This window comes from Bifidobacterium aemilianum (assembly GCF_003315635.1).
Lineage (GTDB): Bacteria > Actinomycetota > Actinomycetes > Actinomycetales > Bifidobacteriaceae > Bifidobacterium > Bifidobacterium aemilianum.
In genome coordinates, this window is sequence record NZ_PDCG01000005.1 from 46,496 (window position 1) to 61,929 (window position 15,434).

General features: G+C 59.1%; 12 protein-coding genes, 1 tRNA gene and 3 pseudogenes. 4 read left to right on the top strand and 12 right to left on the bottom strand.

What is annotated here, in order from left to right:
- The 4 genes and pseudogenes from rbfA to nusA all read right to left on the bottom strand — a co-directional run bounded on the left by rbfA (position 1) and on the right by nusA (position 5,111).
- Positions 1 to 612, bottom strand: a complete 612-nt coding sequence (gene rbfA, locus CRD60_RS05930; RefSeq protein ID WP_113860380.1) for a 30S ribosome-binding factor RbfA — start codon at positions 610 to 612, stop codon at positions 1 to 3.
- A gap of 329 nt (positions 613 to 941) precedes the next feature.
- Positions 942 to 3,338: pseudogene (gene infB / locus CRD60_RS05935) on the bottom strand (translation initiation factor IF-2); the annotation flags it as partial.
- 182 nt (positions 3,339 to 3,520) lie between these two features.
- A pseudogene (locus CRD60_RS09500) lies at positions 3,521 to 3,812 on the bottom strand (translation initiation factor IF-2 N-terminal domain-containing protein); the annotation flags it as partial.
- A gap of 204 nt (positions 3,813 to 4,016) precedes the next feature.
- Positions 4,017 to 5,111: a transcription termination factor NusA gene (nusA, locus tag CRD60_RS05940; protein WP_113860382.1), complete on the bottom strand. Its 1,095-nt coding sequence runs from the start codon at positions 5,109 to 5,111 to the stop codon at positions 4,017 to 4,019.
- A gap of 80 nt (positions 5,112 to 5,191) precedes the next feature.
- On the opposite strand from nusA, the gene CRD60_RS05945 reads away from it, so the two are divergent.
- From CRD60_RS05945 to CRD60_RS05965, 4 genes are all read left to right on the top strand, one after another.
- Complete coding sequence (locus CRD60_RS05945) at positions 5,192 to 6,112, top strand: hypothetical protein (protein WP_113860383.1); 921 nt, start codon at positions 5,192 to 5,194, stop codon at positions 6,110 to 6,112.
- Between the two features lie 1,162 nt (positions 6,113 to 7,274).
- Positions 7,275 to 7,607: a hypothetical protein gene (locus CRD60_RS05950; RefSeq protein WP_127975657.1), complete on the top strand. Its 333-nt coding sequence runs from the start codon at positions 7,275 to 7,277 to the stop codon at positions 7,605 to 7,607.
- A 249-nt stretch (positions 7,608 to 7,856) separates the two neighbouring features.
- Positions 7,857 to 8,474 carry a hypothetical protein gene (locus CRD60_RS05955; protein WP_113860385.1) on the top strand — a complete coding sequence of 206 codons (618 nt, stop codon included), beginning with the start codon at positions 7,857 to 7,859 and terminating at the stop codon, positions 8,472 to 8,474.
- 1,321 nt (positions 8,475 to 9,795) lie between these two features.
- Complete coding sequence (locus CRD60_RS05965; protein WP_113860387.1) at positions 9,796 to 10,074, top strand: hypothetical protein; 279 nt, start codon at positions 9,796 to 9,798, stop codon at positions 10,072 to 10,074.
- A gap of 527 nt (positions 10,075 to 10,601) precedes the next feature.
- Here the strand turns inward: CRD60_RS05965 and CRD60_RS05970 are convergent.
- The 8 genes and pseudogenes from CRD60_RS05970 to infA form a co-directional block, all read right to left on the bottom strand.
- Positions 10,602 to 10,686: transfer RNA gene (locus CRD60_RS05970), tRNA-Ser, on the bottom strand.
- Between the two features lie 395 nt (positions 10,687 to 11,081).
- The gene (truA, locus tag CRD60_RS05975; RefSeq protein WP_201737228.1) at positions 11,082 to 12,011 is read right to left on the bottom strand and encodes a tRNA pseudouridine(38-40) synthase TruA; all 930 of its coding nucleotides are present in this window, start codon (positions 12,009 to 12,011) and stop codon (positions 11,082 to 11,084) included.
- 398 nt (positions 12,012 to 12,409) lie between these two features.
- Positions 12,410 to 12,859, bottom strand: a pseudogene (gene rplQ, locus CRD60_RS05980) (50S ribosomal protein L17); the annotation flags it as partial.
- An 86-nt stretch (positions 12,860 to 12,945) separates the two neighbouring features.
- On the bottom strand, positions 12,946 to 13,941 hold the full coding sequence (locus tag CRD60_RS05985; protein ID WP_113860390.1) for a DNA-directed RNA polymerase subunit alpha: 996 nt from the start codon (positions 13,939 to 13,941) through the stop codon (positions 12,946 to 12,948).
- 80 nt (positions 13,942 to 14,021) lie between these two features.
- Positions 14,022 to 14,420, bottom strand: coding sequence for a 30S ribosomal protein S11 (gene rpsK / locus CRD60_RS05990; protein ID WP_113860391.1), 399 nt, complete (start codon positions 14,418 to 14,420; stop codon positions 14,022 to 14,024).
- Between the two features lie 83 nt (positions 14,421 to 14,503).
- Positions 14,504 to 14,881, bottom strand: a complete 378-nt coding sequence (rpsM, locus tag CRD60_RS05995) for a 30S ribosomal protein S13 (RefSeq protein ID WP_113860392.1) — start codon at positions 14,879 to 14,881, stop codon at positions 14,504 to 14,506.
- A 129-nt stretch (positions 14,882 to 15,010) separates the two neighbouring features.
- Positions 15,011 to 15,124, bottom strand: coding sequence for a 50S ribosomal protein L36 (rpmJ, locus tag CRD60_RS06000; RefSeq protein WP_003814578.1), 114 nt, complete (start codon positions 15,122 to 15,124; stop codon positions 15,011 to 15,013).
- Between the two features lie 8 nt (positions 15,125 to 15,132).
- Entirely contained in the window at positions 15,133 to 15,351 is a 219-nt protein-coding gene (infA, locus tag CRD60_RS06005) for a translation initiation factor IF-1 (RefSeq protein WP_003827269.1), read from the bottom strand.
- Between the last annotated feature and the right edge of the window lie 83 nt (positions 15,352 to 15,434).

The following is a 15,434-nucleotide window of genomic DNA, read 5'->3' on the forward strand; positions in this document are numbered from 1 at the left end:
TCAGGACTCGTCACCTGAGCTGCCAGCCTCGGCTCCCTCTTGTTCAGATTCGCTAGCGGGCTCAGGTTCACCGGGCTCATCAAGCTTGGACTCGGTTCCAAACCCAAAGCCAGGCTCCGTGCCAGACGCCCCAGCAGACGCTGCTTCAGCATCGGTATCAGCAACATCCATAGCCTCATCGTCATGCCGGTAGGGATCAGCCTCCCCGGCATAGCTGGCCTGCTCCCTGGCCAGTGCCAGTTCCTCGTCGCGCTTGTGGGCCACGGCGAGAATATCCTCGATTTCATGGGCCTCCTCAGGCACCTCGTCGTAGATGAACTGGAGTTGCGGGGTCAGGCGCAAGCCGGCCCTTGCTCCTACCAGACTCCGCAGTTTGCCCTTGGCCGCCTGGTTCAAGGCCTGCTGTGCACGCTTGCGCTGGCCCTCCTCCTTGTCCTGGTCGCCCAGGAAGGTCCAATAGACCCGGGCGATCTGCATGTCGTTGGTTACCCGCACCTCGGTGATGGTGACACCCTGAAGGCGCTTGTCGTGCAGCTGGGATTCCATCGACGAGGCAATCACCCGCTGGATCAAGGCCGCGATTCGTGCGGACCTGGGATTGGTTCCTGGCATCTGTGTGTTCTTTCCTTCACGTAGTCATGGGCCCACGACCTGACCTGTGGGCCTGCAGCAAGCGGGCCGCCTGGGGCCGCTCGCTGCCTTAGTGCTGTGCTCATTCTAGCGGCTGACCGGCGCGACTGGCAGCGGCCTGAGCTTGGAGCGAAGGACCGCGCTGGGTCCCACTGTTCGCTCTCCAGCACCATTCCTGCCTGCCATCCGCCAACCCGCCACTATGGCATTGCCCGCAACCTCTGCAGGCAGCGGGCAATGGAGGCAGGTGAGGTATGGAGACACAATACCCCTTGGCTGCCGACCGCTTCAAACGCCCGGCAGCCGACGGCCTACTGGCGCTCGATTTCCTTCATCTCGAAGGTCTCGATGATGTCGCCGATCTCGATGTCGTTGAAGGAGCCAAGGTTGATACCCGCCTCGTAGCCTTCCTTGACCGAGTTGACATCATCCTTGAAGCGACGCAGGGAGGAGATCTCCAAGTCGTTGACCGTGGCCACACCATTGCGCAGGATCCTGCACTTGGTGCCGCGCTTGACCTCGCCGTCCTGGACCATGACGCCTGCGATGTTGCCGAACTTGGAGGAACGGAAGATCTCGCGGATCTCGGAGTGGGAGGTGGTGACCTCCTCGTATTCAGGCTTGAGCATACCCTTGAGGGAGGCCTCGATGTCTTCGATGGCCTGGTAGATGACCGAGTAGTACTTGATCTCCACGCCCTCATGCTCTGCCAGGTCGGCAACCTGCCGGTTGGGCCGGACATTGAAGCCGATGATGACGGCCTTATCGACCGTGGCCAGGTTGACATCGTTCTGGGTGATGGCGCCAACACCACGGTGAATCACCTGGATGCCGACCTCGTCGGAGACCTCGATCTTCATCAAGGAGTCCTCCAAGGCCTCAACGGAACCGGAGGAATCGCCCTTGATGACGATGTTGAGCATATCCACCTCGGACTTGGCGAACTGCTCCTTGAGGCTCTCCAGGGAGACGATCTTGCGGCGCTTGGCCAGCTGGGCGGCACGCTCGGTGGCCTGGCGCTTCTCGGCGATCTGCCGGGCCGCGCGGTCGTCGGGAGCGACCAGGAAGAGGTCTCCGGCCGAAGGAACGGATGTCAGACCCAGGACCTGGACAGGAGTGGACGGTGCGGCGTCGGACATGGTCTGGCCATTTTCGTCCAGCATGGCGCGGACACGTCCGTAGGAGGTGCCAGCGACGATGGAGTCGCCGATATGCAGGGTGCCCTGCTGGACCAGGACGGTCGCCACAGCACCGCGTCCCTTGTCCAACCTGGCCTCGACGGTGGCTCCTCGGGCATCCATGTCGGGGTTGGCCCGCAGGTCCAGCTCGGCATCGGCCGTCAGCAGCACAGCCTCCAAGAGCTTGTCGACATTGGTGCCCTGCTTGGCGGAGATGTCCACGACCATGGTGTCGCCACCATACTCCTCGGGGACCAGGCCGAATTCGGTCAGCTGACCGCGGACCTTCTCCGGGTTGGCGCCCTCGACATCAATCTTGTTGACCGCGACGACGATGGGAACGTGGGCCGCCTGGGCGTGGTTGATGGCCTCGACGGTCTGGGGCATGACACCGTCATCCGCAGCGACCACCAGGATGGCAACATCCGTCAGCTCTGCACCACGGGCACGCATGGCCGTGAAGGCCTCGTGGCCTGGGGTGTCCAGGAAGGTAATCTTGCGGGGGTTGCCCTCAAGGTTGACCTCGACCTGGTAGGCGCCGATGCGCTGGGTGATGCCACCGGCCTCACGGGCGATGACATTGGTCTGGCGGATGGTGTCCAGTAGGCGGGTCTTACCATGGTCGACGTGGCCCATGACGGTGACCACCGGCGGACGGGGCTTCAGGTCCTCGTCATCCTGACCGGCCTCTTCGTCATCGAGGTTGATGTCGAACTGCTGGAGCAGTTCCTTGTCTTCCTCTTCCGCCGAAACGATCTGGATCTTCCAGCCGATTTCCTCGCCCAGAATCTGGAAGGTCGCCTCGTCCAGGGATTGGGTGGCCGTAGCCATCTCCCCCAGGTGGAAAAGTACGGTGACCAGGACCGCCGGATTGATGTTCATCTTCTCCGCCAAGTCCGACAGGGTGGCCCCCTGCCTCAGGCGAATGGTCTGGCCATTGCTGACGGGAACCCGCACACCGCCGATGGCTGGTGCTTTGATCTCCTCATAATCCTGGCGTTTGGCGAGCCTGTTCTTGCGGGACTTGGACGATTTGCCGCCCTGACGTCCGAATGCCCCTGCGGCTCCGCCCCGGCCGCGGCCACGGGAGGGACCACTGCCGCCACCGGTTCCAGGACGTTGGAATCCTGATGGAGCTCCGTTGAAGTGGTTGCCTGCCGCAGCTCCCCCCTGGCGGTTACCGCCCGAGGACTGGCCGAAGCGGCTGTGGCCCCACTGGCTCCTAGGAGTTGCGCCACCCTGGTTTGGACGGCCTCCACGGCCACGACCTGCGCCACCCTGGCCAGGACGGCCTCCACGGTGGTTGTTGACCATGGGCTTGGCCATGGGATGGGGACGGGGTATGTCGCCGGGCGTAGGGGCATGCATGCCCTGCTTACGGCTGAAGGGATTGTTCCCGGGCCGAGGACCGGCAGCGGGAGTATGGGGGTGGGGCGCAGCAGAACCGGATGCACCACCTGGCTTGGGCTGACCGCCACGAGCCTGGCCGGGAGCCGGATGCGGCCCGCCCTGCTGGGGGGCCGTGGGCTTCTGTGAAGCTGCTGCGGGTGCCTTGGGCATGGGGGATCGGGCTGGTGCCTCTGCTGCGGAGGCAGGAGCCTGAGTCTTCTTGGACTCTGCCTTCTTACCTGGGGCTTGGAAGAGCGCTCCCGATGGGGAGGAATTGCTGCCGGAGGCAGCTGCGGACGAGGAAGCCTGGTCGGTTTCCTGCTGGGAGCTTGCAGCTGGCTTGCCGCCAGCGCTGGCTTGCGGCACTGCGGATCCTACCGTTTTGGAGGCCTTGGGCCTTGGTACGCTGGCCTTCCCAGCCGTGCCGGGAGCCTGAGCATCCTGCTTGGCTTCCCCTGTTCCAGCGAAAGCGGTCTTCAGCCGACGGACGACCGGCGCTTCCACTGTTGAGGAAGCCGATTTGACGAACTCCCCCATGTCCTTGAGCTTTTCAAGGACGGTTTTGCTATCGACGCCCAGGTCTTTAGCCAATTCATATACGCGCTGCTTTGGCACTCAGTTTTCTCCTATTCTGATGACCACGCGTATATGCGCGGTCATTGTTCCATGACGGCGAGCCTACCCTGTTTCATCGTGCGACCATGATCGTGTTACCTCGTCTCCATTCCGCCACGATGGGCATGACGCCTGGCGTCATGCCCATCGTCGGGATTCCATTACCTAGACCCAGCATACTCGAGAGCCTGGATAGATGACTCACTACTGCCCGTCTGTATTAGCCGCCTGACCAGTCCCCTCAGCCGGGGCCGATTGCGCAGCCGGGCTCTGGACCGCCGCGGCAGCCTCCTTGGCCGCATAGGCCTCAGTCGACTCGATACCAATCTTCCACCCGGTCAGCTTGGCGGCCAGGCGTGCATTCTGCCCTTCCTTGCCGATGGCTAGGGACAGTTGATCGTCATGGATCAAGGCGATGGCCGTCTTGTTCTTCTCACTGACGATCTCTACCTTGGTGGCCACGGCGGGCGACAGGGCGGCCGCCACAAAGCTGTCTGGCTCCTTGGACCAGTCCACGATGTCGATCTTCTCGGGGCCAAGATTCTCCATGACCGCGCGGACCCGAGCGCCGCCGGGCCCGATCAGGGACCCCTTGGGATTGACCCCTGGCGTGTTGGCTCGGACAGCCACCTTGGTACGGGCCCCGGCCTCACGGGCGATCGCCATGATGGATACGGCACCGGAGACCAGCTCCGGGACCTCGCGCTCGAAAAGCCGACGCACCAGCTCCGGGTGGGAGCGGGAGACGACAATCTCTGGCCCCTTGAGCCCCCGGGCCACGTTGACCACATACACACGCAGGCGTTCACCATGCTTGTAGTGTTCTCCCGGCACCTGTTCGCGCTTGGGCAGGATTGCCTCAACTTCGCCTACGGCCACATGCACATTGGCCGGATCCTTGGCGTCCTGCTGGACCACACCGGTGATGAGCTTGCCCTTCTGGCCAGAGAAGGCTCCAAAGATCTTCTCATCCTCGGCGCTCCTGAAGAGGTCACGGATGACCTGCCGGGCGGTGGAGGCGGCCAAACGGCCGAAATCCTTGGGAGTGTCGTCATACTCCTCACCCAGGCGAGTGCGGGGGTGGGGGTTGTCTTCAGTGGGCTCGACGGGTTCCTCGTCCCGGGCCCAGATGGTGAAGCTGCCGGCGCGCTCGTCGAGTTCGATACGTGCAGTGGGTGCAGCTCCGGGAGTCTTGAGATATGCCAGACGTAAAGCTTCAGAAAGAGTGTCGTCCAAGGTTTGCTTGTCGATGCCTTGGTCGGCAGCCAGCTGATGAATTCCTGTCAGGTCCAGTTCCATGAGTTACGAGACCTCCTATTAAGTTATGCATACAGGCACTTTGCCTGCTTGGTCATAATGAACTACTAGTCTAAATCTTTATGCAGACACATCGCCAGCCCATTCCGTCGAGAGCGGATTGCTTCCGCCGCACCCTAGTCTGCCTGCTGTGCCTGCTCACCCTTCTACCCCTGCAGGGCTGCGCTCTGCCCCGTTTGGAGGGTCGCGCCGAGTCCGAACACAAGGCCGGGGCCTGCGAGCGTTCCTACCAGGCGGCCAGAGCCGACAGCACGGCCTCCGCGCCCTCATCCGGCGCTCCCCTGCTCCTTCGCTACCAGTCAGCACAGCGAGCCCCTGATGAATGGGCCCAGGTGGCAGCCCACTGTCCGCAGCGTTTCGCCGAAGGCACCATGCGCAGCGGCCAGGCGAGCCTGACCCAAGCCATACTTGCCGGTCAGCTCGGGGCTGAGCCTCCCAGCACAAGCAGTGTGCTCTTGACGGGGACGACTGGCTTGGACCTTGCTTCGGCCACCCTGGCCGCCATGGCCCTGGCGGAGGATCGTGCCGGTTTCGCCTTGCAGCTGTTGGCCGCCAGGCGCCTTCCCGGCGCGGACCTGGCCATCAGCGATGACCATGCCCAGGCGGGCCAACAATTCATGTCCATGGCCGCCGGCAAGGATGACCCAAGGCAGAAAGTCTATGATCTGGGTCCACTGCTGGAGGCCCTACAGACCTCGGCCGACAGCATTGATGCCAACACCGGCCTGACTGCCCCTCTGGTCGCCCAGGTAGAGATGAACTGTGTTCGTGAGGAACTGGCGGCCATGCAGGCCGACAGGGGCAAGACTGAGAACAGCCGGGCCAAGCCAGGTAGGAAATCGGCCAATGGCCATCTCTCCCTTGACGACACGGCCAGCCAGCGGCCCGCCAGCCTCCTGATCGTGTCCAGGTTCATATCGGCCCGGGCCTACCGCTCGCTGGTCCTGGGCTACCCTGCCTTCGACACGGCCCTCTATTACTGAGAACTCCTCCATAACGACCGGCCCTCATTCCCAGCAGATCAGCATCAGCGTGCGGGAAGTGACCCATCGAGGGGCTGAGCATGCCGAGTACCAGCCCTTACGCTCACCTCACCGCCCAAGTTAGGCCCAAGACCCAATCGAGCATGATGGGTTATACGCCAGCATGTATGCGTTGTGGTGGTGCGAGCTCTTGCGTCAGTGGGATTGGTTCTTGCTGGTAAGTGCTATGGGGAACTTTAAGGGTGGCCAAAAAGCATGCGTTTTCCACTGCTTGAGCTTTTGTACGAGTAAGGCTGGGCACGGTTAGTAAGTATCTGCTCTGCTTGAGGGTTATGAAGACACCGAATTGCCCTGCCTGTGGCAGGCGAATCGGTGATCGGCTCGGGCCGCCGCAACCCGCACACCGAGGTGGAACGCAGAACCCGCTTCCTGCAGTGCGCAAGGTTGGCGACAATAGCGCGGCCGGCACCATCGCCGCATAGCTGGCCTCTTCGGGCCCTGCCCGCTCCGGCCCGGCTGATCGTCACGCACGGACAACGGCACGGCGTTCGCCCGCCACTACGAGCCGACAGACTCGCTGAGCACGGACACCTGGTTCTCCGCCCCCTACAGCTCCTGGCAGCGGGGAAGCAACGAGAACAGGAACGGCCGCCTGAGCCGCCATCTGCACAAGGGCATGGACCTGGATGGACTGACGGAGGCTAGCTGCAGGCCATCGTCGACGAGATCAACAACACACACCTGAAGGTCCTGGGCTGGAGGACACCCACCCAGGCCGGGCAGGAGGAAATCGACCCCCTACCAGAATCAAACAAAGAGCAGTGTTGCACTTGCAAATAGACAACGGGGAAAAGACCTCACCCCCGCCCTTTTGCTACCATGGAATTGCCATAAGGCGTACACGTCAACCAAAGGTGATTGATAATGTTTACTCTCACCAGAATCGAACGCAGGATAGGTGCCACCGCCGTGGCTGTGGTCGCGACAATGACTATGTCCTGTGCGACAAACACCGCTAGCACCACAGAACCCCATCAAGGAACCAATCGAGCAACGGTTGAACTCATGGGCTTCCCTCTCTATTGGGACGACCCGATCAGCGCTGAGGAACTCGACCATTTCTCTGAACGATTGGACCAGCTCCCAGACGAAGTGCAAACCCATGAATCCGAGCAAATACCCGCATTTCTCTGACTGTCTGTACAATTTCATGACCGGCGGAACATTCACCCATAGACGGTTCCATAATGAGATGTGGCCAATGTTCAACCTGGGCGGTTTCTACCATCAGGTCGGCGATGTCCTCGTCGAACACGAAATGCCGACTGGCGAGTTGTCCGACGGCATTCATACGCTCCGCAGGATATGGGGAGACATCCCCAATATCCAACATGCACTCTCCAACGGACAGGCGGTCCAGCTAATCGGCCATGACGTTGCCAGGACAATGGATGACATTCTGATTCTTGACGGCAGCAATCGAAAGCTGCTCTGACTATCAGCTCAATTAGCATAAGGCAATTCCATTGAACATAACCGCATTCTCCATAAGCAATTAACCTTGCCAGGAACCGCCACTGCTTCTACCATCGCGAATAGCATGAACGCAATGGCAACCTCCTGCCGGGTGCAAGGTATACGCAGAAAGGAGTGGAGTTTACTAAGACCTTTGTTATTTCCCCGCACATACTATAGTCTTAATGTATCGAGGATGCACACATGCCGATATCGACACGAGGAAGTGTTGTTTGATTATAAAACGAAGGAGATGATTAAAATGCATGGACAACATATATCTAAAAAACTGACGGCATTATTGGTCTCGCTGATGGCTCTGCTTGGTTTCTTAGCCATACTGCCCTCTACAGCCAACGCAGCGGAGACGCAACTGTCCGATCCAACGGCTGCGGCAGGTAAACAAGAAGTGCTAGGGTCCGACACTCTGGTTAAAGGGCTGGACCATGTCGTTCGCGGTATACAACCACAGCATCAAAACATGTTCCCCACTTTCACTATCGATGCTGCTTCCAGTGATGTAATGACTATAACCGGGCAGGGGAACGTGTTTGAGTGGAAGGATAGTCAAGGCAATCTGATTCTTCATATTGATTCCCCAGAGCTCCCGAGCGGTCGGCCTGCAATGCTTAAGTGGGATGCAGATCAAAAACAGTTAGTTATTGCGCCTAAGCTTGGATTCATGATGCGTTGTGGGAAAGGCAAATTAGGAGAGATTGCTGCAAATATAGGATGGGGCATCGGGGTCTGTCTGCCAGCTGGTCTTGCGAATGTTATAGTAGGTGCCGTTTGCACGATTGGACAATCAGTGGGTAGTGCTTACATCCCATGGAACAATGTCTGCTGAAAGCAACCTCTTCGTCAAAATGCTGAAAAAGGTTCTCTCAATTCCTCTATATGTAGGATTTTGCATGTTGTTGACAGGAGTAATAGCTGAGTTTGTAGGTAAACCTTGGAAGGCAGTGTTGTCTGATCCATATACGATTATTGGCTTAGTCAGCGGGACTATAACCTATTGCTCCATTACATTCATTGTCCCTTGGTTACGCAAACGCCTTTAGCTAGTTTAGGGTTGAAAGTGCTATTAACAATAGCGGGTGGCTATCCGTAGTCATCATTTGATTAGGGTTAACCCCCTATATTAGGACTGTTTTACCGGGGCAAGTGACGGTGGGATGCATCTGGCATATAACGAGAGTCCAAACCTGACCAATGGCCGGAGGCCTGTTCCCAAGCCGAAACAACCCTTTCGGACTCAATCCGCGACTCCCGCAAGTCCTTGTCATAGAATAATACGCCGCCAGCACGCGATTCAAGGCTTAAGGCTCATCGTGACCTGGTCTGCCTCAACTAGGCCGATGTGGCCAACACCCATGGCATCAAACCAATCACGGTCAAGAAATGGGAAGACCCTAAATCCTGCGCTCTGCCCAGGAAGGCCGTATAGTTTCCCCTGGAGTACGTCGCAGACATCATCGAGCAGAAGAGCGACAACCTGGCCGCACAGACATACAAGACCAACCATAGGGCCCGAGCGGACGGCTGGGAGCCGGAACCCGTCCCGCTGACCTACTGGAGCACCCGAGAGGACTGAGACAACTCACCGCTCAGCCATTCCGACAAGATCCCGGTAATCGACAACTACTGGAAGATCGAAATCGCCATCACCAAGACCGGGCTCTGCGCCGGCAAAAAACGCAACCCCATTCAGCATCGTGTATGTGGAGTCTAAGCCATAAGCCGCAAGTCCGATACGGAATCCTTTGACCAAATTGACATTGTAATAGATTTGACACACTTGTGGCTACCATCACAATTTCGAAGAAGAGTGGAATCACCATGTTTAGCATACTGCTTGCAGGCCTTGTCGCTGCATTGCTGGCCTCACCGGCCGGAATATATGAAGGCTCCACCTCCAACATAATCCAAGACACGCAGCCGCAGGTGACGATGGCAACGAGCAAGGCAACATGCGACCGTGGGTACAAGGCCCAGGCCATAGATGCCGTAGGATAAGGAATACTAGGGCCGCAATTGTTCGCTGGACCCCTCCACATGCGGCCTATGCCGCTTGCCTTGCGACGGCCCATCTCGCTGGACCTGATGAGGGGTTGGTTGATGATCCTCCACTCCCCGAACAGGAGCAAGTAGCATATCTAGGTACTGCCATGACCAATCCGTTTGTAACCAGGAATCTACTCCGTGAGGGTATTGGCTATGTGCTATATGTCGAGCAGCCGGTCAATGACGAAGACGGTGCTTGGAGCACGCAGGTCGGTCTCCTTAGGGGTAGGGAGGAATGCTGGTCACATAACGTTTATGGATATGATGGCCTGCAGTCCCTGCTTCTTTCGCTGAGTCTGGCAAAACGTTTGCTGGAGAGCGAAGGCGGATTCACTGTTGGGGATAGCGATGATCTCATGTTTCCCGACATCCCAGATAACTGACAACATAGACAAGCAAGTTGGTGCCGGTTTTACCCAATCAGGTAGTACTGGCACCATTGTCATTTTACTGTTCCCCCGGCCCTCAGCAGACCTCACCTCTGGGCTTATACGCCAAACTGTGTGCGTTTGTGGTGGTACGGGCTCTTGTGTCAGTGGGATTGGGGCTTTTTGGTAAGTGGTATGGGGGGGGGGGGACTCCGCTAACTGTCATCAAACAAACCGGCTGCACACATTCCTGCGTAATTTATTATATTTGGCACCGCCAAATGTAACAACATACGTGTGAAAGTGTGTGAAGCGAGTGTTTTATGAGATTTAGGACGAGGGACTATAAGGCTTGGGACCAGGACAGTGCGGGCGATGGGTTATGGGGCTACGGACTTATGGGCCCTGATGGACATCCGACGGGAGCTAAACACCAACAGCACAGACTGACCCACACAATTTGGCAAATACCCCACCCCTGCGGTCTCTGGACTTGGCTGATATGAAAAGGGTTCCGTCCATCTGGTCGGAACCCTTGAAAGCGGATGAGGCGAGATTCGAACTCGCGGAGGTTTAACCCTCACACGCTTTCGAGGCGTGCTCCTTAGACCGCTCGGACACTCATCCATGTTGCTGGGCAACTTGACCAGTATAAGGCATTCGCGGGACCTTGCAAGCGGACCGGCATGGTGGGGTGGCCCTAGCAGGCACCACAGGTCAGCAGCCGAGCATACAGAGCCAAGTGTTGGCCAGGAGACCAGCAGCAAGAGTGGGGGTTAGGCCACCGACTGCGCTTGGTGACCGGCTGAGAAGGTGCCGGGAAAGCGGAGGAACTCGGACTATGTCGCAAGTGATGTCAGTAGGTTACCTAGAGCCAACCAGTGTGGACAGGTAAGGTCCACCGACCTCAGACAGTCATCTGCTGGTCACTGGCAGGAGGCCTCGTGGCCCCATAGGGTGGCGCTTGGCCCTGATGGCACCAGACCTTCATCTGCTGGCCACCGGCAGGAGGCTTCGCGGCCCTATAAGGTGCGCTTGGCCCTGATGGCCTCGGACCGTACGGCCAGCTGGTCATCCGGCGGATAGGCCACATGTTCGAGGGTCAGCCCCCGGGCTTCTATGGGACCCGTCGACCCCTCACGTAGGGGCACCTCCAACTTCTGGGCGAACCAGTCCAGGCTCTTCCTGTGCCGGCCTATGACGACGCAGGCCTTGACCAGTGAGCGGACCATGTTGTGGGCGAAGGCATCGGCCACGATGGTGAAGCAGAGGAGACCGGATTCCATGGAGGGCACCGTAAAATGCCCGGCCTGCTGGTTCTCGGCACTCACCCCGCTCCCCTCCCCCACCAGCGAACGCTCGCCGATACGGGACCAATAGGCCAGCTTCACCTCACGGATGGTGGTCCCGCCGGGATTGGGTGTGGAGAAGGAACCGAAGTCATGCAGACCGGGGATCATGGCAGCTGCCTGGTTCATCAGGTCGATATCGAGACGGTCGTCCAAGGAGAGAACGAAGGAGCGCAGACGGGGGTCGACCGGCATGGACCCGTCACTGATCCGGTAGACATAGGTGCGTTCCAGGGCGGAGAAACGGGCATTGAAGCCAGCTGGTGCCTCCTGGATGTCGAGAATCCTGATATCAGCCGGCAGACGGTGGTTGAGGCGGTTCATGAGTGCCTGCGTGGCCGGCAGGTCCATATGCCCCCGACAGGCCTCCAGGGTGACCTCAGACATGTCCAGGTGGCAGATCTGGCCCGCAGCATGTACCCCGGTGTCAGTCCGCCCGGCCACCGTCAGCCTCAGCGGTTCCTCCTGGCTGCCGGCCGGAACCCTGAGCACCGTATGCAGGGCATCCTCAATCTCCCCCTGCACGGTAGGCAGGTCGGGTTGCCGGGCCCAGCCATAGTAGGCGCCGCCATCATAGGCCAAGTCAATGCGTAGTCTCATCACCACCCAGTATATGCAGCGCCTCCACCGGGGCTGACACACCAGACACTAGGTCTCGGCCATTCACGATGGATCGCTGGTATGAAGATGCATACAGATGGCCAAATATGCAAACAGGTGGTTGGGAACCTTAGGGTTCCCAACCACCTGTAGACGTTCAGGCCTAAAGCTGCGGAACAGCGGTCGACCTTCTCGTTAGGGCCGGACTATTCGGCAGACTCGGCGGCCTCGTCAGCGACGTCGGCCTCTTCCTCTGCTTCGGCTTCCTTGGCTTCAGCTTCCTTGGCGACCTGCTCCAGGTCCTCGGCGGCCTCATCTGCTGCGGCCACGTCTACTCCGGACTCATTGGCGGCCACGGCCTGATCGACCGCCTCCTTGCCAGCTTCCTCGGCACGGGCTGCATCAGCGGCGGCGTCAACCAGGGTGGCATCGGCCTTAGCGGCAACCTTGGCTGTCGCCTCGGCCTCCTTGACCACGGCCTTCTTGGGGCTCACGGGCTCAGTGACCAGCTCGATGATGGCCTGGGTGGCATCATCACCGCGGCGGGGGGCCAGCTTCACGATGCGGGTGTAGCCACCCTCGCGCTGCTTCATCTGCTCCGCGATCTCCGTGAAGAGCTTGTGGACGATGGACTTGTTGCGAATGACGCGCATGACGCGACGGCGGGAGGACAGGTCCCCACGCTTGGCGAAGGTGATCAGACGCTCAGCCAGGGGGCGCAGACGCTTGGCCTTGGGCAGGGTGGTAACGATGCGGCCGTTCTGGAAGAGGCTGGTGGCCATGTTGGCCAGCATCAGACGCTCATGGGCCGGGCTTGACGCCAGGCGCGGACCCTTCTTGGGTGTAGGCATTATTAACTCCTTTATTGTCCCTGGACTTCAGGTGGGCATACGCCCGAACATCCAAAGTCCAGGGAATCGAAAGTCGAAGAGGTCTTCTACTCGTCTTCTGGCGAGAAGAAGGTGCCGCCTTCAAGGTTGTTGGTATCGAAGCCCAGCGGCGATTCCTTCAAGGACAGACCCAGGGTCTGCAGCTTTTCCTTGACCTCATCAATGGACTTCATGCCAAAGTTGCGGATGTCGAGCAGGTCCTGCTCGGTGTGGGAGACCAGCTCGCCGATGGTGTGGATACCTTCGCGCTTCAGGCAGTTATAGCTGCGCTGAGTCAGGTTCAGGTCCTCAATCGGTACTGCCATCTCAGGGTTGGGCTCTTCGACGACCGGGGTGGGCCCGATCTCCACACCCTCAGCCTGGGTGTTGAGCTCACGGCACAGGCCGAAGAGCTCGACCAGGGTGGAACCGGCCGAAGCCACGGCGTCCCTGGGAGAGATGGCGGGCTTGGTCTCGACATCGACGATCAGACGGTCAAAGTCCGTGCGCTGTTCCACACGGGTGGCCTCGACCTTGTAACTGACCTTGAGCACGGGAGAGTAGATGGAGTCCACAGGGATGCGACCGATCTCGTCGCTATCCTGCTTGTTCATCTGAGCAGGGACATATCCACGACCACGTTCGACCGTGAACTCGATCTCGAGTTCGCCGTCCTCTGCAAGGGTTGCGATATGCATGTCCGGGTTGACGATGGCCACACCTGCGGGAGGCGTGATATCCCCGGCCGTAGCCTCCCCCTTGCCGCTCTTACGCAGATACATGACCACCGGCTCGTCATATTCGCTGGTAAGCACGATGCCCTTGATGTTCAGGAGGATCTCAGTGACATCCTCCTGGACTCCAGGCAGGGTGGAGAACTCATGCAAGGCTCCTGCGATCCGCACGGAAGTAACAGCGGCTCCGGGGATGGAGCTCAGCAGGGTGCGACGCAGGGAGTTGCCGAGCGTATAGCCGAAGCCAGGCTCGAGCGGTTCAATGGTAAAGCGAGAACGCTGAGGACCGACTGATTCCTCAGTAAGTGTCGGACGCTGTGCGATAAGCACTGTTGTTATCCTTTCAGCTTGTGGGCGGTGGTGCACTCACCGGACATAAGCGGGTTGGACGGATGGAATTCTTCTAGTGCTCAGACGCGACGGCGCTTGGGAGGGCGAACGCCGTTATGCGCTTGCGGGGTAACGTCGGTGATGGAACCGACTTCGAGACCGGCTGCGGTCAGGGAACGGATGGCGGTTTCACGACCGGAACCGGGTCCCTTGACGAAGACCTCAACCTTCTTGACTCCATGCTCCATGGCCTTGCGGGCGGCGGACTCAGCTGCCATGCCAGCGGCGTAGGGGGTGGACTTACGGGAACCCTTGAAGCCGACATCGCCACCGGAGGCCCAGGCGACTACAGCTCCGGAAGGATCCGTGATGGAGATGATGGTGTTGTTGAATGTTGACTTGATATGCGCTTGCCCAACCGGTACCGACTTGCGGTCACGGCGACGCGGCTTGCGCGAAGCTTGCTTTGCAGATGCCACTTGGCCCTCGTTTCTTAACTTAGGAACTGATTGAATGGCTCAGGGACAAGACCGTATGAGACTTGCGCTGAGCATCGCCACCCTTACTTGGTGGCCTTCTTCTTTCCGGCGACCGTACGCTTGGGACCCTTGCGGGTGCGGGCGTTGGTTTTCGTGCGCTGACCGTGCACGGGCAGACCCCTGCGGTGGCGAATGCCCTGATAGCAGTTGATCTGGATCTTCCGGCGAATATCGGCGTCGACCTCACGACGCAAATCACCTTCGATCTTGTAGTTCGCCTCAAGATAGTCACGCAGCGTGATGAGCTGCTCATCCGTCAGATCCTTAACGCGAGTGTCTGGATTGACTCCAGTGGCAGTCAGCGTTTCCTTGGCGCGGGTGCGACCTACACCGAAAATGTAGGTGAGGGCGACCTCGATGCGCTTCTCATTGGGGATGTCGACTCCGGCAAGACGTGCCATTGCGATTCCTTCTGTTTTCCGTAGGTCTTACACCAAATCGTCCGGTTATCCGGCCCGGGCCTACGTACCCGGGGTTCAGCTTGTGCTGGGACTCAGTGTCTGTTTGTTTCCTGGTCGTTGGAAATCTGCTCAGCCTTGACGCTGCTTGTGGCGCGGGTTAGTGCAGATGACCATGACGCGACCGTGACGACGGATCACGCGGCAGTTCTCGCAGATCCTCTTCACACTAGGGCTGACCTTCATGGTTTTCCTTACTTGTAGCGGTACGTAATGCGACCCCTGGTCAAGTCGTAGGGGCTCATCTCCAGCACGACGCGATCCTGGGGCAGGATACGGATGTAGTTCTTCCGCATCTTCCCTGAGATGGTCGCCAGCACGATGTGCTTGTTCTCCAGTTCAACGCGAAACATCGCGTTAGGCAGTGCTTCCACCACCTGACCTTCAACCTCAATCACACCGTCTTTTGCCATGAGCCTCATTCTCTTCCTGGGCAACCTTACGAGTGTCATAAGACACACCAACTTGTTATAATACAGCAAAAGCGGGGAAATAG

Coding starts and splice junctions, on each gene's coding strand:
- rbfA (WP_113860380.1), bottom strand. CDS start 612: ATGCCAGGAACCAATCCCAGGTCCGCACGAATCGCGGCCTTGATCCAG.
- nusA (WP_113860382.1), bottom strand. CDS start 5,111: ATGGAACTGGACCTGACAGGAATTCATCAGCTGGCTGCCGACCAAGGC.
- CRD60_RS05945 (WP_113860383.1), top strand. CDS start 5,192: ATGCAGACACATCGCCAGCCCATTCCGTCGAGAGCGGATTGCTTCCGC.
- CRD60_RS05950 (WP_127975657.1), top strand. CDS start 7,275: ATGAATCCGAGCAAATACCCGCATTTCTCTGACTGTCTGTACAATTTC.
- CRD60_RS05965 (WP_113860387.1), top strand. CDS start 9,796: ATGACCAATCCGTTTGTAACCAGGAATCTACTCCGTGAGGGTATTGGC.
- rpsM (WP_113860392.1), bottom strand. CDS start 14,881: ATGGCACGTCTTGCCGGAGTCGACATCCCCAATGAGAAGCGCATCGAG.
- rpmJ (WP_003814578.1), bottom strand. CDS start 15,124: ATGAAGGTCAGCCCTAGTGTGAAGAGGATCTGCGAGAACTGCCGCGTG.
- infA (WP_003827269.1), bottom strand. CDS start 15,351: ATGGCAAAAGACGGTGTGATTGAGGTTGAAGGTCAGGTGGTGGAAGCA.